The sequence below is a fragment of the Pseudonocardia sp. KRD291 genome (assembly GCF_019263595.1).
Taxonomy (GTDB): Bacteria; Actinomycetota; Actinomycetes; order Mycobacteriales; family Pseudonocardiaceae; genus Pseudonocardia.
In genome coordinates this window covers 1-22,818 of record NZ_JADQDD010000075.1, presented here as the reverse complement: position 1 = coordinate 22,818, position 22,818 = coordinate 1, and the positions used below count along the sequence as shown (strand labels likewise).

Sequence of the window (22,818 nt, the reverse complement as noted above, 5' to 3'; positions counted from 1 at the left end):
AGCCGGGCCCGTCCCGGCGTCACCACCCTGGTCGCCGCCCGTCGCCCGCGCGGGCGACCCACCGCCCGGCGCCCCACCGGCCTGCGCCCCACCCGGCACGGGCCCGCCGACCGGCGTCGTCCCGGCAGGTGATCCGGTCTCCTGCTCCGCGCGGGCCCGCGACCTCGACCGCGCGCGCAGCACCAGCGCGACGATCACGATGATCACGACGACGGCGATGAGCAGCCACAACAAGCTCCGGCCCATGTCGGCCCTCCGATCGGTGTCCGGGCCGGACGGCCGCGAACGGGTGGTTGATATCACGGATCGCGTGCACCGCACAGGTGTCACGCGACCGCGGCCGGCCCGCTCCGGTGCCCGACGAGGTCCCCGACATCGTGCCGCGCCGAAGCCACGCACGCCGCCCCCGACACCCACCTTTGGAGTGACGGGGCGCCGAACGGGTCGAGGTGATCTCATGGACCGGTGACGGCGGCGGGCGACGGGAAGACACTCGACCGCGGCGGCGTCGCCCTCGGTATCGGCTCCTACGCGCTGTGGGGCCTGTTCCCCGCGTTCTGGCCGCTGCTCGACCCGGCCGCCCCACCGGAGGTGCTCGCGCACCGGATCCTCTGGACGACGGTGCTGATGACGGCCGTCCTCACCCTGATCCGCGGCTGGCGGCCCTTGCGGGGGCTGGGCCCGCGCGGCTGGGCGACGGTGACCGCGGCGGCGGTGTTCATCGCCGTCAACTGGGGCATGTTCATCTACGGCGTGTCGGTCGACCTGGTCGTCGAGGCCGCACTGGGCTACTACATGAGCCCGCTGGTCAGCGTCCTGCTCGGGGTGGTGGTGCTGCGCGAACGGCTCGGCGCCCTGCAGTGGGTGGCGCTCGGGCTCGGTGCGGCCGCGGTGCTGGTGATCAGCATCGGGAACGGCACCGTGCCCTGGCTGTCGATGGTGCTGGCGGCGTCGTTCGGCATGTACGGGCTGATCAAGGCGACGGTGCCGCTGCCGGCCGCGGCCAGCCTGACCGCCGAGGGGATCGTGCTGTTCCCGCTGGCCGCGGTCTACGTCCTGGTGCTGGAGCTGGCCGGGTCCGGCACGTTCATCGGGCTCGGGCCCTGGCACCTGCTGCTGATGCTCTCAGCAGGGCCGGCGACCGCGCTGCCGCTGCTGCTCTACGGCATGTCGGCGCGCCGGATCCCGCTCTCGGTCCTCGGCGTCCTGATGTACCTGAACCCGACCCTGCAGTTCCTCTGGGGCGTGCTCGTGGTCGGCGAACGGATGTCGCCGGCACGGTGGGCCGGGTTCGGCCTGATCTGGGTCGCCCTGGCCGTGTTCAGCGTCGACCTGCTGCGCCGGACCCGCCGGAGCCCGGATCAGCCGGTGCGCTCCACGGCGTAGTCGACGAGCGTGGACAGGGCGTCGATCGCGGCGCACGGCGGCAGCGAGGCCAGCTCGGCGCGGGCCTGCTCGGCGTAGCCGGCGACGGTCCGCCGCGCCTCGGCCAGCCCGTTCCCGGCGCGCAGGAGCCCGAGCGCCTCGTCGACCTCGGCGTCGTCGGTCAGCGGGCGGGAGAGCAGCTCACGCAGCCGCTCGTCGCCGCCGCCCTCGGCGCGCAACGCGTAGAGCATCGGCAGCGTGTGCACGCCCTCGCGCAGGTCGGTGCCCGGCGTCTTGCCCGAGTCGTCGGCCGGCGAGGCGATGTCGATGATGTCGTCGGAGATCTGGAACGCGGTCCCGATGAGCTCGCCGAACCGCCGCAGCGCCTCCACCTGCTCCGGTGTGGCACCGGAGTACATGCCCCCGTAGCGCCCGGACGTGGCGATCAGCGACCCGGTCTTCTCGCCGACCACCCGCAGGTAGTGCGCGACCGGGTCGTCGTCGGCGCGCGGCCCCCGGGTCTCGCGCATCTGGCCGGTGACCAGCTCGGCGAACGTCTCGGCGATGATCCGGACGGCCTCCGGCCCGAGGTCGGCGACCAGCCGGGACGCGTGGGCGAACAGGAAGTCCCCGGTCAGGATCGCGACCGAGTTGTCCCAGCGCGAGTTCGCGCTCTGGGCACCGCGGCGCATCGTCGCCGCGTCCATCACGTCGTCGTGGTACAGCGTGGCCAGGTGGATCAGCTCCACCACGGCCGCCGCGGTGACCACCTCGTCCCGCTCCGGATGCGGCCCCACCTGGGCCGCCAGCAGCGTGAACAGGGGCCGGAACCGCTTGCCGCCGGCGTCGATCAGGTGCAGCGACGTCTCCGTCACGAACCGGTAGTCGCCCTGCACCTCGCGGTGCAACAGGTCCTCGACCCGCTTCAGGCCGTCCGCCGTGGCCTCGGCCAGCGCCGGGTCGGCCAGCTCAACCCCGGCGACGCTCTGTGTCTCCACCCCCACACCCTACGAATGTCAGCCGCTGAACGCGCCGGCGCCGGCCCACTGGAGGGCAGGTGTGGGCAGGATCCCCAGCAGGAGGGTGACGAGAACACCCAGCGTGATCGCCGCGGTGGTGAAAGCGCCCGGCACCACGACCGTCGGGCCGTCGGCCGCCGGCTCGCTGAAGTACATCAGCACGATCACGCGGAGGTAGAAGAACGCGGCGACCGCGCTGGCCACCAGCGCGATCACCACCAGCGGGGCCATCCCGTCCGACAGCGCCGCCGAGAACACCGCGAACTTCGCGGTGAACCCGCTGGTCAGCGGCAGCCCGGCGAGCGCGAGCAGCAGGAACGTCATCACCCCGGCGACGACCGGGGAGCGTTTGGCCAGCCCCGCCCACTGCGACAGGTGGCTCGCCTCGCCCTCGGAGTCGCGGACCAGCGAGATGACCCCGAAGACCGCGACCGTGGTGAAGCCGTAGGCCAGCAGGTAGAACAGCGTCCCCGAGGTGCCCTCCGGCGTGATCGCCATCGTGCCGAGCAGCAGGAAGCCCGCGTGCGCGATCGAGGAGTAGGCCACCATCCGCTTGACGTCGGTCTGGGTCAGCCCGAGCACCGCGCCGACGGCCATCGACAGGACCGCGATCGCCCACAGCACCCCGCGCCACTCCCAGCGGGTGGAGCCGAACGCGACGTAGAGCACCCGCGCGATGGCGCCGAACGCGGCCACCTTCGTGCAGGCGGCCATGAACGCCGTCACCGGCGTCGGCGCGCCCTGGTAGACGTCCGGGGTCCAGGTGTGGAACGGCGCCACCGAGCCCTTGAACAGCAGGCCGACCAGCAGCAGCGCCAGACCCGCGAACAGCAGCGTGTCCGAGCGGGTGGAGCCGGCCGCCGCGGCGGAGATCTCGGACAGGCGCACCGATCCGGAGTAGCCGTAGAGCAGTGCCACGCCGTAGAGGAAGAACGCCGAGCCGAACGCCCCGAGCAGGAAGTACTTGACCGCCGCCTCCTGCGAGAGCAGCCGGCGGCGCCGGGCGAGCCCGCACATCAGGTACAGCGGCAGCGAGAGCACCTCGAGCGCGATGAACATCGTCAGCAGGTCGTTCGCCGCGACGAAGGCCATCATGCCGCCGAGCGCGAACAGCACGAACGGGAACATCTCGGTCTGCATCGTCGGGGCCTGGCCGGGCAGGCCGTAGGACCGGTCCGCGTGCTCCGAGGAACCCCCGGTGCCACCGGTACCGCCCCCGCCGACCCGGCTGGCCGCGCGCTCGGCGGCGGACGGGATGAAGGCCCCGCCCGGCTCCACCGAACGGTCGGCGATCATCAGCAGGCTGGGGATGCCGAGCAGTAGCAGGGTGCCCCACAGGAACAGTGTCGGGCTGTCCACCGACAGCGACTCGCCGAGGGTCACCACCGGTTGCGGCGAGCCGAGCGCGTACCCGGCCAGCGACACCAGCGCGACCACGATCACCAGCCCGGCCCAGGTCACCTGCACCGGCCAACGCTGGTGCCGGGGCAGGAACGCCTCGATCAGCACGGAGATGCACGCCCCGCCGAGAACCACCAGCAGCGGCGCCACGGCGATGCCGTCGACCGCCGGGGCCGTGATCGCCTCCTGGGCGAGCACGGCCACCACATCGTTCGCCGCGTTCATCGCGCTGTTCCTCCCACGGGCACCGGGTCGGCCAGGCCGACCTCCTGCATCGTCGCCGTCACCGACGGGTTGATCACGTCCAGCAGCGGTGCCGGGAAGAACCCGAGCACCACGATCGCCACGATCAGCGGGGTCACCACCGCGATCTCACGGCGACCCAGGTCCGCGAACCCGGTGCCGGCGCGCTTCGCCGCGATCCCCGGGTCGGTCATCGCGCCCGGGCCACCGGCCCCGGCCCGTTCCAGGGCCGCGGTCACCGCGTCGCCGCGGACCGGGCCCTGCATGGTGCGCTGGTAGAACCAGAGCACGTAGAGGGCGGCGAAGATGATGCCCACGGTCGCGACGATCGTGAACACCGGCGCGTTCGGGAACGAGCCGACCAGCACCAGGAACTCGCTGACGAACGAGTTCGTGCCCGGCAGCGCCAGCGACGACATCCCGGCCACCAGCAGGCAGCCGGCCAGCAGCGGGGCCAGCTTCGCCACCCCGCCGTAGTCGGCGATCTTCCGCGACCCGCCCCGGGTGATCAGCATGCCGACCATCAGGAACAGCATGCCGGTGGAGAGGCCGTGGTTGACCATGTAGAGCGTCGCGCCGGCGAAGGCCTGGCTGGAGAACGCGAAGATCCCCAGCGCGATGAAGCCGAAGTGCGCGATCGAGGTGTAGGAGACGAACCGGCTCATGTCGGTCTGCCCGACCGCCAGCAGCGCGGCGTAGATGATGCCGACCACGGCGAGCGTGAGCACCAGCGGCGCCAGCGCCTGGCTGGCCGCCGGGAACAGCGGCAGGCAGTAACGCAGGAAACCGAACGTGGCGACCTTGTCCAGCACGCCGACCAGCAGCACCGCCCCGACGATCGGCGCCTCGGCACCGGCGTCGGGCAGCCAGGTGTGGAACGGGAACAGCGGCGCCTTGATCGCGAAGGCGACGAAGAACCCGAGGAACAGCCAGATCTGCGTCGACGTCGGCACCGTGGCCGCCATCGTCTGCAGCTCGGCCCAGGTGAACGTGCCCTGCCCGAGCCGCTCGCCGCTGACCACGAACAGCCCGATCAGCGACGCCAGCATGATCAGCCCGCCGAGCAGCGAGTACAGGAAGAACTTCACCGCCGCGTACTGCCGGTTCGGGCCGCCGAAGCGCCCGATCAGGAAGTACATCGGGATCAGCATCGCCTCGAAGAAGACGTAGAACAGGAACACGTCGGTCGCCGCGAACACCCCGACCAGCATCGCCTGGGTGGCCAGCAGCAGACCGAAGTAGCCGGACGCGGTCCGTCCCTCGGGCAGCTTCTCGGCCCAGGCGAACAGCATCAGGATCGGCACCAGGAACGCGGTCAGCGCGATCATCACCAGCGCGATGCCGTCGACGCCGAACGCGATGTGCGTGCCGAACGCCGGGATCCAGGACGCGGAGAACTCGAGCTGGAACCGGGTCCCGTCGGCCGCGGCCGCGGTGTCGTAGCCCACCCACGCCAGGACGACCAGGACCAGCTCGAGAAGCGCGACCGCCATCGCGACGCCCTTGGCCAGCGCCACGTTGCCGCGCAGCGGGTACATCACCAGCGAGCCGACGAGGGGGAGCAGCAGCAGGACGATCAGCAGGACGTTGCCGCCCGAGTCCGGCACGATCGGGCCGGCAGCACTCAACACGTTCACGCGAACCTCACCGCCAGCATGGCCGCCACGATCAGGACGCTGCCGCCCAGCATGGACAGCGCGTAGGACCGTACGAAGCCGGTTTGCAGTCGTCTCAGGCGTCCGGAGCTTCCACCGAGGCCGGCGGCGATGCCGTTCACGGCGCCGTCGACGCCACGGTTGTCGAAGTAGACCAGGATCCGGGTCAGCCAGGTGCCCGGGCGTTCGACGACGCTCTCGTTGATCGCGTTCGCGTACAGGTCGGCGCGGGCGGCTCGGACCGGCAGCGACACCCGCTCCGGGCGCTCGACCGGGACCGGCCGCCGGCCCACGAACAGGTAGCCGGCCAGCACGCCGAGCGCGGAGAGCCCGACCACCAGCCACGGCACGACCGCGTGCGGCAGCGCGCCGCCCTCGAGCTCGCGCAGCTCACCGACTGTCGGGGCCAGCCACTCCGGAAGCACCGGGTAGAGCGCCGCGCCGGCGCCGACCGAGCCGAACGCCAGCACGATCATCGGCACGGTCATCGTGGCCGGCGACTCGTGCGGGTGGTAGGCCTCGCCGTTGTGCGCGGGCACCTTCTCCCAGCGGCGCTCGCCGAAGAAGGTCATGAACATCAGGCGCGTCATGTAGAACGCGGTCAGGCCCGCGGCCAGCGCGGCGGCGCCGCCGAACACCCAGCCCTGCCAGCCCTCCTGCGCGAAAGCGGCCTCGATGATCGCGTCCTTGGAGAAGTAGCCGGACAGGAACGGGAACCCGATCAGCGCCAGGTAGCCCAGGCCGAACGTCACGAACGTGACCGGCATCTTCCGCCAGAGCCCGCCGAAGCGGCGCATGTCCACGTCGTCGTTCATCGCGTGCATCACCGAGCCGGCCCCGAGGAACAGCCCGGCCTTGAAGAACCCGTGCGTGAGCAGGTGGAAGATGCCCAGCGCGTAGCCGGCCGGGCCGAGCCCGACGGCCAGGATCATGTAGCCGATCTGGCTGACCGTGGAGTACGCGAGCACCTTCTTGATGTCGTCGTAGGCGCAGCCGATGATCGCCCCGATCAGCAGCGTGACGACGCCGATCAGTGCGACGACCAGGCGTCCGGTCTCGGTGAGGTCGTAGATCGGGTTGGTGCGGGCGATCAGGTAGACGCCCGCGGTGACCATCGTGGCCGCGTGGATCAGGGCCGAGACCGGGGTCGGGCCCTCCATCGCGTCCGGCAGCCAGGACTGCAGCGGGAACTGGCCGGACTTGCCGCACGCGCCGAGCAGCAGCAGCAGCGTGACGGCCAGGACGGTCCCGCTCGGGACCTCGCCGATCCGGCCGAAGACCTCGTTGTACTGGGTGGTGCCCAGCTCCAGCCAGAGCAGGAAGATCGCCAGCGCCAGCCCGACGTCGCCGACGCGGTTCATCAGGAACGCCTTCTTCGCCGCGGTCGCCGCGGCCGGGCGGTCCTGGTAGAAGCCGATCAGCAGGTAGGAGGCCAGGCCGACGCCCTCCCAGCCCAGGTAGAGCAGCACGAAGTTGTTGGCCAGGACCAGCACGAGCATCGCCGCGACGAACAGGTTGAGCTGCGCGAAGAAGCGCCGCCGTCCCGGGTCGTGGCTCATGTAGCCGACCGAGTAGAGGTGGATCAGCGAGCCGACGCCGGTGATCAGCAGCACGAACGTCAGCGACAGCGGGTCCAGCCGGAGACCGAAGTCGACGTTCAGCGAGCCGGAGCCGATCCAGCTGTAGAGCGCCAGCTCACGGGTGCGCTCACCCGGGGCCAGCCCGACCGTCTCCAGGAAGATCAGCAGGCCGATCACGAACGACGCGACGACGGTGAGCAGGCCCAGCCAGTGGCCCCACCGGTCGGAGCGGCGCCCGGTCAGGAACAGGACCAGGGCACCGGCCGCGGGCAGCGCGAACAGCAGCCAGGCCAGGGACGCGGTCCCGGTCGCCTCGCCGACGGCCGGTTGGGCCTCCTGCGCGAGCGCGGAGAGCGCGGGGAGCGTGGTGGTCACGAGGGTGCGCTCCTAGTACTTGAGCAGGTTCGCGTCGTCCACCGAGGAGGACTGACGGGTGCGGAAGATCGAGGTGATGATGGCCAGGCCGACCACGACCTCGGCGGCGGCGACGACCATCACGAAGAACGCCATGACCTGCCCGTCGAGGGTCCCGTTGATCCGGGAGAACGTCACCAGGGTCAGGTTCACCGCGTTCAGCATCAGCTCGATGCACATGAACACGACGACGGCGTTGCGCCGGACCAGCACGCCCACGGCGCCGATCGAGAACAGCAGCGCGGAGAGCAGCAGGTAGTTGGTGGGGCTCACGATTCCTTCTCCGTGCCGCTGTGGGAGCCGTCGGGGGTGCTGACGTCGTTCGGCTCGCCGGCGTCGATCGACCGGTCCGGGGACGAGCGGCCGGTCAGCGAGTGCGCGTCCGGGGTGCTGGTGTCCGGGACGTCCACCGCCACCGACTCGATGATCTCCGAGAGCGACTCCGGGGCGATCGAGCCGTCCGGGAGCAGGGCCGGGACGGCGACCGAGTTCGCGGTCGCGTAGACGCCCGGGCCGGGCAGCGGGGAGATCCGGGCGTGCTCGCCGCGCAGCCGGGCGATGACGGTCTGGCGCTGGGTGCGCTTCTCGTGGGTCGAGGACTGCGCGTGCGCCAGCACCATCGCGCCGAGCGCGGCGGTGATCAGCAGCGCGGACGTGAGCTCGAACGGGCCGAGGTAGACGGTGAAGATCAGCCGGCCGAGCCCGCCCAGGTTGTTCGGGCCCAGACCCGCGCCCGGGGCGGGCTGCACCGAGGTCAGCGAACGGGCCAGCGCGGCGACCAGCAGCCCGGCCATGCCCAGGCCCAGCACCAGTGCGGCGACCCGCTGGCCGCGCAGCACCTCGACCACCGAGTCCCGGCTGTCCTTGCCGACCAGCATCAGCACGAACAGGAACAGCATCATCACGGCGCCGGTGTAGACGATGATCTGCGTGAACCCGAGGAACGGGGCCTGCTGGATCACGTAGAGGATCGCCAGCGAGAACATCGTCAGGGCCAGCAGCAGGGCGCAGTGCACGGCGTGCCGGGCGAAGACCATGCCCAGCGCCGAGGCCAGCGCGACCGGGCCGAAGATCCAGAAGGCGATCGCCTCACCGGTCGAGGTGAGCGCCTCGACCCCGCCGGCCTGCGCGAGAACGGCGACCGTGCTCATCGGACCTGCTCCCCCACCGCGTCGCCCTGGGTGTCCTCACCGCGTGCGGTCGCCTTCGCCAGCGTCGGGCCCTGGACGTAGTAGTCCTGCTCGTCGTCGCCGAGGCGCATCGGGTGCGGCGGCTGCTCCATCCCCGGGAGCAGCGGGGCCATCAGCTGCTCCTTGGTGTAGATCAGGTCCTGCCGGTTGTCGTCGGCCAGCTCGTAGAAGTTGGTCATCGTCAGCGAGCGGGTCGGGCAGGCCTCGATGCACAGGCCGCAGCCGATGCAGCGCAGGTAGTTGATCTGGTAGATCGCGCCGTAGCGCTCACCGGGCGAGTACCGCGCCTCCTCGGTGTTGTCCCCGCCCTCGACGTAGATCGCGTCCGCCGGGCAGGCCCAGGCGCACAGCTCGCAGCCGACGCACTTCTCGAGCCCGTCCGGGTGCCGGTTGAGCTGGTGGCGGCCGTGGTATCGCGGTGCGGCCGGGGGGAAGTCCTCCGGGTACTCCTCGGTGACGACCTTCTTGAACATCGTCCCGAAGGTGACGCCGAACCCCTTGAAGAAGTCGAACATCTACTCCTCGCCTTCCTTGCGGGTGTCGCCCGCGATCGCGCCCGCGGTTTCACGGGGGGCGCCGGCAGACCCGGACGTCCCGACCGCCCGCCGCCGCTTGGGCGGTGATGACGGGACCTTCAGGTCCAGTGGCGGCACCGGGTAGTCCGACGCCGGTTCGATCTCGGCCTCGGCGACCTTGCGGTCCGGCAGCAGGAACGCCACCCCGAGGACGACGAGCACCAGGAACCCGATCAGCAGCAGCAGCAGCGTGTAGTTGTCGCCGCCGGTGTTGACGTAGGTGCGGATGCCGAACACGGCCACGATCCAGACCAGGCTCAGCGGGACCAGGACCTTCCAGCCCAGGCGCATGAACTGGTCGTAGCGCATCCGCGGCAGCGTGCCGCGCAGCCAGATGAAGACGAACAGGAACAGCAGCGTCTTCACCAGGAACGCGACGAACATCAGCCAACCGCTGTCGTTGAACGACGACAGCGGCCACGGCCAGCGCCCGCCACCCAGGAACAGCGTCGTGGCCATCGCCGAGACGGTGACCATGTTGACGTACTCGGCGAGGAAGAACAGGGCGAACTTGAGCGACGAGTACTCGGTGTGGAAACCGCCGACCAGCTCGGACTCCGCCTCGGGCAGGTCGAACGGGGCACGGTTGGTCTCGCCGACCATGGAGATCACGAAGACGATGAAGCTGGGCAGCAGCAGCCAGAAGTACCAGCCGCCGGCCTGTCTCTCGACGATGTCCGCGGTGGACATCGAGCCGGTGTAGAGCACGACGGCCACGATCGAGAGCCCGAGCGCGATCTCGTAGGAGATCACCTGGGCGGCGCTGCGCAGCGCGGCCAGCAGTGGGTAGGGCGAGCCGGAGGACCAGCCGCCTAGCACGATCCCGTAGACCCCGATGGAGCTGCAGGCCAGGACGACGAGCACGCCGACCGGCAGGTCCACCAGCTGCAGCACGGTGGGTTCGCCGAAGATCGAGACCTCGCCGCCGAACGGGATCACCGAGAACGCGACGAAGGCCGGGACCGTGGAGATCACCGGCGCGATGAAGTAGACCTTCTTGTCCGCGAGGACCGGGATGATCTCTTCCTTGAACGCCAGCTTGAGGCCGTCGGCGAGGCTCTGCAGCCAGCCGTTCGGCCCGGTCCGGTTCGGGCCCGGACGGTGCTGCATCCGGCCGACGACCTTGCGCTCCCAGTTGATCATGAACAGGGTCAGCACGACGCCGATCCCGAACAGCACGACGACCTTGAGCAGGACCAGCCAGATCGGGTCGTCGGCCAGCAGCTGCTGGGTGCGGGTCAGCCCGCTCACCGGGTCCACCGGCTGCTGGGCCGGGAGCGGTCCCGTCGGGAACCGGGCCCCCGCCGCGTGGGCGAACACGTTCACGCCGCGCCCCCGTTCGAGCCGGCCGGGCTGACGCCGACCAGGTCACCGTGACCGACCCCGAGCGTGGGCCGGACGTGGGAGCCGGGCGAGCAGGTGGGCAGCCACACCACGCCGTCCGGCAGGTCGCTCAGCGCGACCGGCAGGCTCAGCGCGCCGCGGTCGCTGCGCACCACCGCGTCCTGGCCCTCGGTCAGGCCGAGCCGCTCCGCGGTCGCCGCGTTCACCCGGGCGTAGGCCCGCCGCGCGGTGCCGGCCAGGGCCGGCTCGTCCTCGGCGAGCGTCGCGTCGTCGACGAGCTGGCGCGAGGTCGCGAGCACGGCCTGACCGAACCCCGGCCGGGCCGTCTCGCCCGCCGCGAAGCGCGGGGCCGGGGCACCCGGACGACGCGAGCCGATGCGTTCCAGCTCACCCCAGGCCGCGGCCGGGGTCTGGGTGAACAGGTCGTGGTCCATCTCGACGCCGAGCGTGTCGAGCACCCGGCAGTCCGGCAGCACGCCACTGGCGTCCAGTGCGACACCGAACTCGCGGCGGCGGCCCTCCCAGTTCACGTAGCTGCCCGAGCGCTGCGCGTCCGGCGCGACCGGCAGCACGACGTCGGCCAGCTCGGTCACCGCCGAGGTCCGGATCTCCAGGCTGACCAGGAAGCCGACCTCGCACAGGGCGATGAGCGCCGCCTGCGGGTCGGCCATGTCGTTCGGGTCCACCCCGCCGACGACCAGCCCGCCCAGGGTGCCGTTCGCGGCGGCCTCCAGGATCGCGGTCGCATCCCGGCCGGGGACCTCCGGCAGCTCGCCCGGGCCCACCCCCCAGGCCCGCTCGACCTCGGTCCGGCCCTTCGGGTCGGTGACCGCCCAGCCGCCGGGCAGCAGGGTCGGCAGCGCACCGGCCTCGACCGCGCCGCGGTCGCCGGCCCGGCGCGGGACCCAGCCGACCGTCGCGCCGGTGCGCGCGGCCAGCGCGGACACCGCGGAGTACAGCCCGGGCGACTCGGCCGCCCGGTCCCCGACCAGGATCACCGCACCCGGCGTGCTCAGGGCGCCGACCAGGTCCGTGCCGATGCTCGTTCCGCCTGCGCTGCTCTCGGCGCCGGCGGCGTCGAGCACCGCGGCCTCCGCCCCGGGCACCGCGTGCAGCACCGTGGCGCCGGTCTTGCGGGCGCCGTCGGTGGTCCACTGCCCGAGCTGGAAGTGCCGCAGCCCCTTCTTGCGCCACGCCTTGCGCAGCCGCAGGAACACGATCCCGGACTCTTCCTCCGGGTCGATCCCGACGGTGAGCACCGCGGGCGCGTCCTCGAGGCCGAGGAAGCTCGCGCCGCCGTCGTCCGGATGGGTGCCGACCACGTGCGCGGCCAGGAACTCCAGCTCCTCGGCCGAGTGCGGGCGGGCGCGGAAGTCGATGTCGTTCGTGCGGCCGGCGATCCGGGCGAACTTGGCGTAGGCGTAGGCGTCCTCGACGGTCAGGCGGCCGCCGGGCAGCACCCCGATCCCGCCGTTGTCCCGGGCCGCGAGCAGACCCTCGGCGGCCGCGGCCAGCGCGTCGGTCCAGGACGCCTCGACCAGCACGCCGTCCGCGCCGCGCACCATCGGCCGGGTGATCCGCTCCGCCGACTGCAGGTAGCGGAACGCGAACCGGCCCTTGTCGCAGAGCCACTCCTCGTTCACCGACGGGTCGTTGCCGGCCAGGCGGCGCAGCGTCGTCCCGCGCCGGGAGTCCACCCGGGTCGCGCAGCCCGAGCTGCAGTGCTCGCAGGTGCTCGGCGTCGAGCGCAGGTCGAACGGCCGCGAGCGGAACCGGTAGGCGGCGCTGGTGAGCGCGCCGACCGGGCAGATCTGGATCGTGTTGCCGGAGAAGTAGGACTGGAACGGCGCGTTCTCGGCGATGCCGATCTGCTGGTCCGCGCCGCGCTCGAGCAGGTCGATGAACGGGTCGCCGGCGATCTCCTCGGAGAACCGGGTGCAGCGCTGGCAGAGCACGCAACGCTCGCGGTCGAGCAGCACCTGCGAGGAGATCGGCAGCGGCTTCGGGAACGTCCGCTTGGTCTCGACGAACCGGGAGTCCGCGCGCCCGTTGGACATCGCCTGGTTCTGCAGCGGGCACTCGCCGCCCTTGTCGCAGATCGGGCAGTCCAGCGGGTGGTTGATCAGCAGCAGCTCCATCACGCCCTGCTGCGCCTTGTCGGCGACCTCGGACGTGTGCTGGGTCTTGACCACCATCCCGTCGGCGACGGTCATGGTGCAGCTGGCCTGCGGCTTGGGCATCGGCCGCCCGCCCATCTCGACCTCGACCAGGCACTGCCGGCAGGCACCGGCCGGGTCCAGCAGCGGGTGGTCGCAGAAGCGCGGGACGATGATCCCGAGCCGCTCGCAGGTGCGGATGAGGATCTCGCCCTTGGGCGCGTCGATCTCGCGGCCGTCGATGGTGAGCCGGACGTGGCCCTCGGGTACGGGCGTCTCCGTCTTGTCCGGGGAGAGGGTCATGCGGACGCTCCGGTCAGCTCGGTATCGATGGTCTGCTGCGCACGCTCCGCATCCGCCAGCTGGTCCGGACGCTGCACCGCGGGCTGTTCCGCGACGAGGTCCAGGAACTCCTGGCGGAAGTACTTGATCGCGCTGGTGATCGGGCTGGTGGCACCGTCACCGAGGGCGCAGAACGAGCGCCCGAGGATGTTGTCGCAGACGTCGAGCATCGTCTCGACGTCGGACGCGGTGCCCTCGCCGTGCACCATCCGCTCCAGGATCTGCACCAGCCAGTAGGTGCCCTCCCGGCACGGCGTGCACTTGCCGCAGCTCTCGTGCTTGTAGAACTCGGTCCACTTCATGACCGCCCACGGCACGGACACGGTCTCGTTGAACACCTGCACCGCGGTGGTGCCGAGCATCGACCCGGCCTCCGCGGCGCCCTCGAAGTCCAGCGGGACGTCGAGGTGCTCGGCGGTGAACAGCGGTGTCGACGAGCCGCCCGGCGTCCAGAACTTCAGCGGGACGCCGTCCTTCATCCCGCCGGCCAGCTCCAGGAGCTCGCGCAGCGTGATGCCCAGCGGGGCCTCGTACTGGCCGGGCCTCTCGACGTGCCCGGACACCGAGTAGATCTTCGGGCCGGGGCTCTTCTCCCGGCCCATGCTGCGGAACCAGGCCGACCCGCCGGTGACGATGGCCGGCACCGACGCGATCGTCTCCACGTTGTTCACCACGGTGGGCGATGCGTAGAGCCCGGACGTCGCCGGGAACGGGGGCTTGAGCCGCGGCTGGCCGCGCCGGCCCTCCAGCGAGTCCAGCAGCGCCGTCTCCTCGCCGCAGATGTAGGCGCCGGCCCCGGCGTGCACGACGATCTCCAGGTCGAAGCCGGTGCCCAGGATGTCGCGCCCGAGGTAGCCCCTGGCCTTGGCCTCGGCGACGGCCGCGCGCAGCCGGCGGATGCAGTGCACCGCCTCGCCGCGCACGTAGATCGCGCAGAAGTTCGCGCGGATCGCGTAGCTGGTGACGATGCAGCCCTCGATCAGCGAGTGCGGGTCGGCCATCATCGTCGGGATGTCCTTGCAGGTCCCCGGCTCGCCCTCGTCGGCGTTGATCACCAGGTACTTGGGCTTGGCGCCCGGGCCCTTGCCGGACCCGTCGTCCTGCGGGATGAAGCCCCACTTCATCCCGGTGGGGAACCCGGCCCCGCCGCGTCCGCGCAGGCCCGAGTCCTTGATCAGCTGGATGAGCTGGTCCGGATGCGCGTCGAACGCGGTGCGCAGCGAGGAGTACCCCTCCAGCTGCTCGTAGGTCGACAGCGACCAGGAGCGCGGGGACAGCCAGCGCCGGGTGAGCACCGGCGTCAGCGGGTCGGGACGGGTGGTGGCGGTCGCCTGCTCGGGAGGGGTGCTCATGTGATCACTTCTTCTCCGGTAGCGCGGGCATGGCCGGGGGCTCGTCGGGCATCGCCGGCGCGACCCAGCCGCGGTCGGCGGCCAGCTGCGCACCGCGCACGGACTCGATCGCCGAGGACGGCCCCGCCACGCGGACGTCGGCGTCGTCGACGAACCCGGCGATCTCCAGCTCGACCGTGCGCAGGTCGGTCAGCGGCGCGCCACGGGTCGGGGCCGGGCGCTCGCCGCGGCGCAGCGCCTCCACCAGCTCGGTCGCCGATTCGACGCTCTGGTTGTCGTAGTACTCGTAGTTGACCTGCAGCACCGGGGCCAGGTCGCAGGCGGCCAGGCACTCGGCGTGCTCGAGCGTGATCGAGCCGGTGCTGCCCGGCTCGCCCGCGGTCTCCTCGTGCCCCAGCGGGCGCCCCTCGGTGCCCAGGCGCTCCTGCAGGCGGGCGTAGATGTCGTCGCCGCCCAGCGCCGCGCACAGCGTGTTGGTGCACACGCTGACCAGGTGCTCGCCGCACGGTGTGCGCTTGTACATCGTGTAGAAAGTGACCACCGCGGTGACCTCGGCCAGGCTCAGGTCCAGGGCCTCGGCGCAGTACCGGATCCCGTCCTGGCTGACGTGGTTCTCCACCGACTGCACCAGGTGCAGCAGCGGCAGCAGCGCCGACCGGGCCTGCGGGTACAGCGCGATGATCTCCTTCGTGCGCTGCCGGGTGAGCTCGTCGAACGTCGGCGAGACCGGCGACGGCTCCGCGACGACGGACTCGAAGACCCGCTCGGCAGGTTTGGCGGTCGATGCGCTGTTCGACTCGGGCATGCCCTCGGGGAGGGTCATCGGTCGCACCCCCCCATCACGGGATCGATCGAGGCGACGGCCGCGATGACGTCGGCGACCATGCCGCCCTCGCTCATCGCCGGCATCGTCTGCAGGTTCACGAAGCTGGGGTCGCGCATGTGCACGCGGACCGGGCGGGTGCCGCCGTCGGAGACCAGGTGCGCGCCGAGCTCGCCGCGCGGCGACTCGACCGGCACGTAGGCCTGCCCCGGCGGCACGTGGAAGCCCTCGGTGACCAGCTTGAAGTGGTGGATCAGCGACTCCATCGACTGACCCATGATCTTGCGGACGTGCTCGAGGGTGTTGCCCATGCCGTCGCTGCCGACCGAGAGCTGCGCCGGCCAGGCGATCTTCGGGTCGGCCACCATGACCGGGCCCGGCTCGATCTTCCGCACGCACTGCTCGACGATCTTGAGCGACTCGTGGATCTCGGCCACGCGCAGCCGGTAGCGGGCGTAGCAGTCGGCCTCGGTGGCCGTCGGGACCTCGAAGTCGAACTCCTCGTAGCAGGAGTACGGCTCGGTCTTGCGCTGGTCCCAGGCCAGCCCGGCCGCGCGCAGGATCGGGCCGGTCGCGCCGAGTGCGAGGCAGCCGTCGACGGGCAGGTACCCGACGCCCTCCATCCGCTGGCGCCAGATCGGCTGCCCGGTGAGCAGCTTGTCGTAGTCCGGCAGCCGGGTGTTCATGACCTTGAGGAAGTCGGTGACCTTCTCGGCCCAGTCCGCGGGCAGGTCCTGGGCCAGGCCGCCGGGCCGGATGAACGCGTGGTTCATCCGCAGCCCGGTCAGGTGCTCCAGCAGGTGCAGCACCTCCTCGCGCTCGCGGAACCCGGACGTCATACCGGTCAGCGCGCCGAGCTCCATGCCGCCGGTGGCCAGCGCCACCAGGTGCGAGCCGACCCGGTTGAGCTCCATCAGCAGGACCCGGATCAGCTGCGCGCGGCGCGGGACCTCGGTCTCGAGCAGCTTCTCGGTGGCCAGGCAGAACGCGGACTCGTTGAACAGCGGGGACAGGTAGTCCGCGCGCGTCACGAACGTGACGCCCTGGGTCCAGGTCCGGTACTCGCAGTTCTTCTCGATGCCCGTGTGCAGGTAGCCGATCACCGGACGGCCCTGGGTGACGGTCTCGCCCTCGAGCTCGAGCACCAGGCGCAGCACCCCGTGCGTGGACGGGTGCTGCGGCCCCATGTTGATCACGATGCGGTCGTCGTGGTCGGAGTCGATCAGGGTGTCCCAGTCGCCACCGGTGACGGTGTAGACCGTGCCCTCGGTCGTCTCCCGCTCGTTCGCCGGAGGTGGGGACACGGTGTACGGGTCGGTCGTCGACCCGGAGTCGGTGGGGGTGCTCACGAGTAGGCCCTCCGCTCGTCGGGCGGGGGAATCTCCGCGCCCTTGTACTCCACCGGGATGCCGCCGAGCGGGTAGCTCTTGCGCTGGGGGTGGCCGTCCCAGTCGTCGGGCATCAGGATCCGGGTCAGCGCCGGGTGGCCGTCGAAGACCACCCCGAACATGTCCCAGGTCTCGCGCTCGTGCCAGTCCGCGGTCGGGTAGGTCTCCACGACGCTCGGCACGTGCGGGTCGTCGAAGTCCAGCGAGACCTCGAGCCGGATCCGGCGCCGGTAGGTCATCGACAGCAGGTGGTAGACGACGTGCAGCGGCGTGTCGACCGGCGCCCCGTCCGGGGCGCTGTAGTCCACGCCGGAGACCGACGAGCAGAACTCGAAGCGCAGACCCGGGTCGTCACGCAGCGTGCGGGCGATCTCGGCGACGCGCTCGCGCGCCACGTAGAACGTGATCTCGCCGCGGTCGACGGTGACCTGCTCGATCGCGGAGCGGTCGATGCCGTTCTGGTCCATCGCCGCGGCGAGCTCGTCGGCCATCTCGTCGAACCAGCCGCCGTAGGGCCGTTCGGCCGGGGCAGGCGAGTACCCGGGCAGCCGCAGGCCGCCGAAGCCGGACGTGTCACCGGTGCCGCGGACGCCGAACATGCCGGACCGGGTGCGGGTCGCCGCGACCGGCACCTCGCCGCCCATCGACGCGGGGCGGGCACCGGTCTCCGGGCTCTCCCCGCCGGCTGCGCGCTGCTCGTCCAGGGCGGCGCCGCTCTCCTCCGACGACGACTGCGCGGCGCCGGTGCGCTCCGAGGAGTCCTTCGAGGTCCCGGTGCGACCCGGATCGTCGGGTCCGGTCGTCATCACTGGCCCCCGGTCGGGATCTGCGGCAGCGACGGCTTCGGCTCGCTACCGGGCTCCAGGTAGTTCGGGACGTCCTGGTTGCGGGTGGTCCGCAGCGCCCCGAGCTGCTTGGACTTCGGCGCGAACTTCACCGACGACGGGATCATCGGCGTGCGGTAGCCGCTCTCGGCCAGCTCGGCGGCACGCTTGGTGCCCAGCGGCTCGTCCATGATCTTGGCGTGCAGCTTGAGGATCGCGTCCATCAGCATCTCCGGACGCGGCGGGCAGCCGGGCAGGTACATGTCGACCGGCACGACGTGGTCGACGCCCTGCACGACGGCGTAGTTGTTGAACATCCCGCCGGAGCTGGCGCAGACGCCCATCGCGAGCACCCAGCGGGGCTCGGGCATCTGGTCGTAGATCTGGCGCAGGACCGGGGCCATCTTGTTGCTGACCCGGCCCGCGACGATCATCAGGTCGGCCTGGCGCGGCGAGGCGCGGAAGACCTCCATGCCGAAGCGCGCCAGGTCGTAGCGCGGGGCACCGGAGGTCATCATCTCGATCGCGCAGCAGGCCAGGCCGAACGTGGCCGGCCACAGCGACGACTTGCGGGTCCAGTTGACCAGCTTCTCCACGCTGGTCAGCAGGACCCCGTTGGGCAGGTTCTCCTCGAGTCCCATGTGTCGCTTTACTCCTAGTTCCAGTCCAGCCCGCCGCGACGCCAGACATAGGCGTAGGCGAACCCGACCGTGACGATGAACAGGGCGATCTCCACCAGCACGAACACGCCCAGACCGGCGCCCGCGAACACGTCCGCGCTGACCGCGAACGGATAGAGGAAGACCATCTCGATGTCGAAGAGGATGAACAGCATCGCCGTGAGGTAGTAGGCGACCGGCATCCGGCCGCCGCCGACGACCGGCGCCGGTGAGGGCTCGATGCCGCACTCGTAGGAGTCCAGCTTCGCGCTGTTGTAGCGGCGGGGGCCGATGTAGGGCGCCGACACGACCGAGAACAGCGCGAACGCAGCCGCCAGCGCGAACAGCAGGACTAGCGGGAGATAGGGATCGAGCATCTCCTACACCTTCGTAGTCGAGGACGACGCGGCCCCGTCGCCGCCGGTGTTGATCGACACCGGTCGATCGGTGGGGACCTTATGCGCGGGCCGGCGTGACGAACGACCCAGGCGAGCCTTAGTTCACGTCTGACGTACTGCCAGGTGAGAGGCCGTTTGCGCTGCTCATGGACTCCCCCTCCGCCGGACGCTCGCACGCCTTGTGAAGAAATTCACGAAGTTTCGGGGGCAAGTGTAAGGCGTACCACTCCTGCGCGCGCACGGAGGCGGGCACGACGACGGACCGGGTCCGCCGGGGAGTTCCTCAGGCGGCCTTGAACGCCCGGTGCAGCGCGACCGCGCCGCCGGTCAGGTCGCGCCAGGCGACCCGCTCCCAGCCCGCCGCCCCGATCCGCTCGGCCAGCCGCGGCTGCGCGGGCCAGTCCCGGATCGACTCGGCGAGGTAGAGGTAGGCGTCCGGGTTCGACGACACCGCGCGGGCGATCGCCGGCAGCGCGCGGCCGAGCATCAGCTCCTGGTAGGCGACGCGGAACGGCGTCCAGGTGGGCGTCGAGAACTCGCAGACGACCAGGCGCCCGCCGGGCCGGGTGACCCGGGCCAGCTCGGCCAGGCCCGCGTCCGGGTCGGCGACGTTGCGCAGGCCGAACGAGATCGTCACCGCGTCGAACGACTCGTCGGCGAACGGCAGCGCCAGTGCGTCCGCGGCGACCTTGGGGACGTCCCGGCGGTGTCCGGCGCGCAGCATCCCCAGGGAGAAGTCCGCGGCCACGCACCACGCGCCGTCGCGGGCCAGCTCCACCGTGGACACCGCGGTGCCCGCGGCGAGGTCGAGGACCCGCTCCCCGGCCCGGGGCGCCAGCGCGCGCCGGGTCTGGGCGCGCCAGTAGCGGTCCTGACCGCCGCTGAGCGCGGTGTTGGTCAGGTCGTAGCGGCGCGCCACGCCGTCGAACATCGTGGCGACGTCGCGCGGATCCTTGTCGAGATCGGCCCGGGACACGCCCCCGACACTACGGGGACCTCCCGCGGCGGGTGCCCGCGCAGGGCGGCGCGGCTCCCGGGCGGGAGCGGGTCAGGCCGCGGCCGTGAGGCTGGCCAGCATCCCCTCCACCGACTCCGGCCAGCCGAACTGCTCGGCCCGCGAGCGGGCGGCGTGGCGGCGGCCGTCCGGGTCCGCGGCCAGCACCGTGGTGATGCCGGCGGCGAAGGCCGCCGGCGAGTCCTCGGCGGACGCGCCGTAGACCGGGTGCCCGGCCACCGAGGTGACGATCTCGGGCAGCGCCGAGGACCGGGACACCACGACCGGGGTGCCGCTGGCCAGCGCCTCCAGCGCGGACAGGCCGAACGTCTCGTGCGGTCCGGGCGCGATCGAGACGTCCGCCGAGGCCAGCAGGCCGGCCAGGCGGGCACGGTGCGGGACGAAGCCCAGGAACGTCACCGGCAGCCCGGCGCCGCGCCGCTCCAGCGCGGCACGGCGCGGCCCGTCGCCTGCCACGACCAGCCGGACCGACGCGCCCGCGTCGTGCAACGCGGCCACGGTGTCGATGCTGCGTTCGGGATGCTTCTCCGGGGACAGCCTGCCGCAGTGCACCAGCAGCGTGGCCGCGCCGGCGGCGAGGTCGCGGCGCAGGTCCGGGTCGTGGTGGCGCGGGGAGAACGTCGCCAGGTCCACCCCGAGCGGGACCTGGCGCACGTTGGCCGCACCGATCCGGTCGAACTCGGCGCGCGCGAACGACGTGGTGCACACGACCGTGTCGTAGGCCGCGGCCATCCTGGAGTTGGCCAGGTCGGCCAGTGCCCGGGCCGGCCGGTCCGGGAGCAGGAACTGGTCGAGCAGCCGGTCGAGCCGCTCGTGCGAGACGACCACGCTGGGCACCCCGCGCCGCGCCGCCCAGCCGCCGAGCCCGCGCAGGGTGAGCCGGTCGGAGACCTCGATCGCGTCCGGGCGCAGGCGTTCGAGCAGCCGCGTCACCCGCCACGGGTCGACGGCGCGGTAGCCGCCGGTGCCGGGCAGCAGCGGCGCCGGTACCCGGATCCGGCGGATCCCGCCGGGCAGCAGCTCGTCGCAGGCGCGGGCGCCGGGCACCACCAGGACGACCTCGTGCCCGCGCCCGACGTAGCCCGACCCCAGCGCCGTCAGCGCCGTGCGCAGGCCACCGGAGCGGGGGCCGTAGAAGTTCGCGAGCTGGACGATCCGCACCTCAGGCCGCGCTGCTCGGACGACGCCGGCTCACGCGGCGTGCAGGGGGACGTCGTGCTCGGCCGCGCGCAGCACGTCGGTGTAGTGCGCGACGAGCTCGTCGCCGACCGCGGTCCACGTGCGGCGCAGCACCGACTGGCGCGCGGCCGCACCGAACGCGGCACGCCGGGCCGGGTCGGTCAGCGCCAGCACGGCCTCGCGCAGCTCGCGGTCGGCGGCGTCGGTGGCCGGCTCCCCCGGCTCGCCCCCGTCCGGGCGCGGGGCGACGAGATAGCCGGTGAGACCGGGCAGCACCAGGTCGCGCGGGCCGCCCGCATCCGGCGCGACGGCCGGCACGCCGGAGGCCAGCGCCTCCTGCACGGCCTGGCAGAACGTCTCGGCCTGCCCGGTGTGCACGAACACGTCCAACGAGGCGTAGACGTCGGCGAGCTCGTCGCCGCCGCGCTGACCGAGGAACGCCGCGTCCGGCAGCATCTCCCGCAGCCGCTCGGCCGAGGGCCCGTCGCCGACCACGACCAGGCGCACGCCGGGCAGGTCGCCCAGCACGGCGAGCCGCTCGACCTGCTTCTCCGGGGCCAGGCGCCCGACGAACCCGACCAGCGTCTCGCCGTTCGGCGCCAGGTGCGCGCGCCAGGACTCGGAGCGCCGGGACGGGGTGAAGCGGCGGGTGTCCACGCCGCGCGCCCACTGGTGCACCCGCGCCACCCCGCGGTCGCGCAGCGCGCCGGTGGCCCAGCTCGACGGGGCCAGCGTGCGGTCGGCCTGGTTGTGCAGCCGGCAGGTCCAGCGCCACGCCGCCCGCGCGGTGAGCCCGAGGCCGTAGGAGGCGGCGAACCCGGCCACGTCGGTCTGGTAGATCGCCACCGTCGGCACGCCCAGGCGCCGCGCGGCGGCCAGGCCGCGGGCACCGACCACGAACGGCGCCGCGAGGTGCACGACGTCGGGCGCGAACGCACGCAGCGCGGTCAGGATCCGCCTGCTCGGCACGCCGACCGGCATCGAGTTGACCACCGGCAGCTCCACCGCCGGGATCCGGACGACCGGGATCCCCTCGTGGCTCTCAGGCTCGCTCGCCCCCGGCGCGATGACGAGCACGTCGTGCCCGCCGGCGCGCAGGTGCTCGCACACCCGCAGGACCGAGTTGGTGACGCCGTTGACCACGGGCAGGAAGCATTCGGACACGATGGCGACTCGCACGCCGATGACCTTGGTCCGGTGGTGACGCCGGGTGCCGTCGCCTCCGTGACCCGTCGTGCAACAGTCGGCCAACACTGAGCGACCGGGCGCGGAGTTGGCCGGGCGGGCGCCGGCCCGTCATCTCGCGGACGCAGGCGGGTCACCGAGCACCCCGACACTAGGTCCACATGACGGTCGCCTCGATGCCGCTCCCGCAGCTCCCGACGCCGGAGCCGGTGGACCCCGGGCTGCTCTCCCGTGCGCTGGAGGCGGCCGGGCGGCTGGCCAACGACGCCGCGGAGGTCATCTCGGCGACGATCGGGCGGGACCACGGCAACCGCCCCGCCACCACGCAGACCAAGGCGAACCCGTTCGACTGGGTCACCGACACCGACCGGACCCTGGAGCGCCACACCCGCCGGGTACTGGCCGCGGAGTTCCCGACGTTCCCGGTCGTCGGCGAGGAGTACGGCGCCGACCCGGCCGCCGAGCACGCGCCGATGCGCTGGGTCGTCGACCCGGTGGACGGCACCGCGAACTACGTCGCCGGGCTGCCCTGGTGCGCCTACAGCCTCGCCCTCGTCGACGCCTCCGGCCCGGCCGTCGGGGTGGTCGCCGACCCCGGGCGCGGGCAGATCTACGCGGCGGCGCGCGGTCGCGGCTTCCGCGCCAACGGGGTGCCGGTGCGGGCGCTGGCGAACCCGACGGTGGCCGGCTCGCTGGTCTGCGCCGAGGACC

General features: G+C 72.2%; 21 protein-coding genes. 2 read left to right on the top strand and 19 right to left on the bottom strand.

Annotated elements, in window-relative coordinates:
• Positions 1 to 246: hypothetical protein (locus I4I78_RS13080; RefSeq protein WP_218611567.1), on the bottom strand; the 246-nt coding region annotated here is incomplete at its 3' end.
• Between the two features lie 219 nt (positions 247 to 465).
• On the opposite strand from I4I78_RS13080, the gene rarD reads away from it, so the two are divergent.
• On the top strand, positions 466 to 1,386 hold the full coding sequence (gene rarD / locus I4I78_RS13075) for an EamA family transporter RarD (RefSeq protein ID WP_218611566.1): 921 nt from the start codon (positions 466 to 468) through the stop codon (positions 1,384 to 1,386).
• On the opposite strand, the gene I4I78_RS13070 is transcribed toward rarD, so the two are convergent.
• The 18 genes from I4I78_RS13070 to I4I78_RS12985 all read right to left on the bottom strand — a co-directional run bounded on the left by I4I78_RS13070 (position 1,362) and on the right by I4I78_RS12985 (position 22,101).
• Positions 1,362 to 2,363, bottom strand: a complete 1,002-nt coding sequence (locus I4I78_RS13070) for a polyprenyl synthetase family protein (RefSeq protein ID WP_218611565.1) — start codon at positions 2,361 to 2,363, stop codon at positions 1,362 to 1,364. The genes rarD and I4I78_RS13070 overlap by 25 nt on opposite strands.
• Positions 2,364 to 2,381: 18 nt before the next feature.
• Complete coding sequence (nuoN, locus tag I4I78_RS13065) at positions 2,382 to 4,010, bottom strand: NADH-quinone oxidoreductase subunit NuoN (protein ID WP_218611564.1); 1,629 nt, start codon at positions 4,008 to 4,010, stop codon at positions 2,382 to 2,384.
• The gene (locus tag I4I78_RS13060) at positions 4,007 to 5,659 is read right to left on the bottom strand and encodes an NADH-quinone oxidoreductase subunit M (RefSeq protein WP_308252072.1); all 1,653 of its coding nucleotides are present in this window, start codon (positions 5,657 to 5,659) and stop codon (positions 4,007 to 4,009) included. The genes nuoN and I4I78_RS13060 overlap by 4 nt, the downstream gene beginning before the upstream one ends.
• A 2-nt stretch (positions 5,660 to 5,661) precedes the next feature.
• Positions 5,662 to 7,557, bottom strand: coding sequence for an NADH-quinone oxidoreductase subunit L (gene nuoL / locus I4I78_RS13055; protein ID WP_226379617.1), 1,896 nt, complete (start codon positions 7,555 to 7,557; stop codon positions 5,662 to 5,664).
• Positions 7,558 to 7,650: 93 nt separating this feature from the next.
• Positions 7,651 to 7,950: an NADH-quinone oxidoreductase subunit NuoK gene (gene nuoK / locus I4I78_RS13050; protein ID WP_218611562.1), complete on the bottom strand. Its 300-nt coding sequence runs from the start codon at positions 7,948 to 7,950 to the stop codon at positions 7,651 to 7,653.
• Positions 7,947 to 8,828, bottom strand: a complete 882-nt coding sequence (locus I4I78_RS13045) for an NADH-quinone oxidoreductase subunit J (RefSeq protein WP_218611561.1) — start codon at positions 8,826 to 8,828, stop codon at positions 7,947 to 7,949. Before I4I78_RS13045 ends, nuoK begins: the two co-directional genes overlap by 4 nt.
• Positions 8,825 to 9,382 carry an NADH-quinone oxidoreductase subunit NuoI gene (gene nuoI, locus I4I78_RS13040; protein WP_218611560.1) on the bottom strand — a complete coding sequence of 186 codons (558 nt, stop codon included), beginning with the start codon at positions 9,380 to 9,382 and terminating at the stop codon, positions 8,825 to 8,827. The genes I4I78_RS13045 and nuoI overlap by 4 nt, the downstream gene beginning before the upstream one ends.
• Entirely contained in the window at positions 9,383 to 10,684 is a 1,302-nt protein-coding gene (gene nuoH / locus I4I78_RS13035; protein WP_218611568.1) for an NADH-quinone oxidoreductase subunit NuoH, read from the bottom strand.
• Between the two features lie 80 nt (positions 10,685 to 10,764).
• A complete protein-coding gene (locus I4I78_RS13030) occupies positions 10,765 to 13,245 on the bottom strand; it encodes an NADH-quinone oxidoreductase subunit G (RefSeq protein ID WP_218611559.1) in 2,481 nt (826 codons plus the stop codon).
• On the bottom strand, positions 13,242 to 14,636 hold the full coding sequence (nuoF, locus tag I4I78_RS13025; RefSeq protein WP_218611558.1) for an NADH-quinone oxidoreductase subunit NuoF: 1,395 nt from the start codon (positions 14,634 to 14,636) through the stop codon (positions 13,242 to 13,244). The genes I4I78_RS13030 and nuoF overlap by 4 nt, the downstream gene beginning before the upstream one ends.
• A gap of 4 nt (positions 14,637 to 14,640) precedes the next feature.
• Positions 14,641 to 15,459 (bottom strand): NAD(P)H-dependent oxidoreductase subunit E, encoded by an 819-nt coding sequence (locus I4I78_RS13020; protein ID WP_218611557.1) that lies wholly within the window; start codon positions 15,457 to 15,459, stop codon positions 14,641 to 14,643.
• Positions 15,456 to 16,808 carry an NADH-quinone oxidoreductase subunit D gene (locus tag I4I78_RS13015; protein WP_218611556.1) on the bottom strand — a complete coding sequence of 451 codons (1,353 nt, stop codon included), beginning with the start codon at positions 16,806 to 16,808 and terminating at the stop codon, positions 15,456 to 15,458. The genes I4I78_RS13020 and I4I78_RS13015 overlap by 4 nt, the downstream gene beginning before the upstream one ends.
• Positions 16,805 to 17,653, bottom strand: a complete 849-nt coding sequence (locus tag I4I78_RS13010; protein ID WP_218611555.1) for an NADH-quinone oxidoreductase subunit C — start codon at positions 17,651 to 17,653, stop codon at positions 16,805 to 16,807. Before I4I78_RS13010 ends, I4I78_RS13015 begins: the two co-directional genes overlap by 4 nt.
• Positions 17,653 to 18,312: an NADH-quinone oxidoreductase subunit B family protein gene (locus tag I4I78_RS13005; protein ID WP_218611554.1), complete on the bottom strand. Its 660-nt coding sequence runs from the start codon at positions 18,310 to 18,312 to the stop codon at positions 17,653 to 17,655. The genes I4I78_RS13010 and I4I78_RS13005 overlap by 1 nt, the downstream gene beginning before the upstream one ends.
• 14 nt (positions 18,313 to 18,326) lie before the next feature.
• Positions 18,327 to 18,707, bottom strand: coding sequence for an NADH-quinone oxidoreductase subunit A (locus I4I78_RS13000; protein ID WP_218611553.1), 381 nt, complete (start codon positions 18,705 to 18,707; stop codon positions 18,327 to 18,329).
• Positions 18,708 to 19,011: 304 nt separating this feature from the next.
• The gene (locus tag I4I78_RS12995; protein WP_218611552.1) at positions 19,012 to 19,704 is read right to left on the bottom strand and encodes a demethylmenaquinone methyltransferase; all 693 of its coding nucleotides are present in this window, start codon (positions 19,702 to 19,704) and stop codon (positions 19,012 to 19,014) included.
• A 72-nt stretch (positions 19,705 to 19,776) separates the two neighbouring features.
• A complete protein-coding gene (locus I4I78_RS12990) occupies positions 19,777 to 20,904 on the bottom strand; it encodes a glycosyltransferase (protein WP_218611551.1) in 1,128 nt (375 codons plus the stop codon).
• A 30-nt stretch (positions 20,905 to 20,934) separates the two neighbouring features.
• Positions 20,935 to 22,101 (bottom strand): glycosyltransferase family 1 protein, encoded by a 1,167-nt coding sequence (locus I4I78_RS12985; RefSeq protein WP_218611550.1) that lies wholly within the window; start codon positions 22,099 to 22,101, stop codon positions 20,935 to 20,937.
• A 182-nt stretch (positions 22,102 to 22,283) separates the two neighbouring features.
• On the opposite strand from I4I78_RS12985, the gene I4I78_RS12980 reads away from it, so the two are divergent.
• On the top strand, positions 22,284 to 22,818 hold a 535-nt coding region (locus I4I78_RS12980), incomplete at its 3' end, for an inositol monophosphatase (RefSeq protein ID WP_374225865.1).

Coding starts and splice junctions, on each gene's coding strand:
- nuoF (WP_218611558.1), bottom strand. CDS start 14,636: ATGAGCACCCCTCCCGAGCAGGCGACCGCCACCACCCGTCCCGACCCG.
- I4I78_RS13010 (WP_218611555.1), bottom strand. CDS start 17,653: ATGACGACCGGACCCGACGATCCGGGTCGCACCGGGACCTCGAAGGAC.
- nuoI (WP_218611560.1), bottom strand. CDS start 9,382: ATGTTCGACTTCTTCAAGGGGTTCGGCGTCACCTTCGGGACGATGTTC.
- I4I78_RS13020 (WP_218611557.1), bottom strand. CDS start 15,459: ATGACCCTCCCCGAGGGCATGCCCGAGTCGAACAGCGCATCGACCGCC.
- I4I78_RS13045 (WP_218611561.1), bottom strand. CDS start 8,828: ATGAGCACGGTCGCCGTTCTCGCGCAGGCCGGCGGGGTCGAGGCGCTC.
- nuoN (WP_218611564.1), bottom strand. CDS start 4,010: ATGAACGCGGCGAACGATGTGGTGGCCGTGCTCGCCCAGGAGGCGATC.
- I4I78_RS13000 (WP_218611553.1), bottom strand. CDS start 18,707: ATGCTCGATCCCTATCTCCCGCTAGTCCTGCTGTTCGCGCTGGCGGCT.
- I4I78_RS13030 (WP_218611559.1), bottom strand. CDS start 13,245: ATGACCCTCTCCCCGGACAAGACGGAGACGCCCGTACCCGAGGGCCAC.
- I4I78_RS13005 (WP_218611554.1), bottom strand. CDS start 18,312: ATGGGACTCGAGGAGAACCTGCCCAACGGGGTCCTGCTGACCAGCGTG.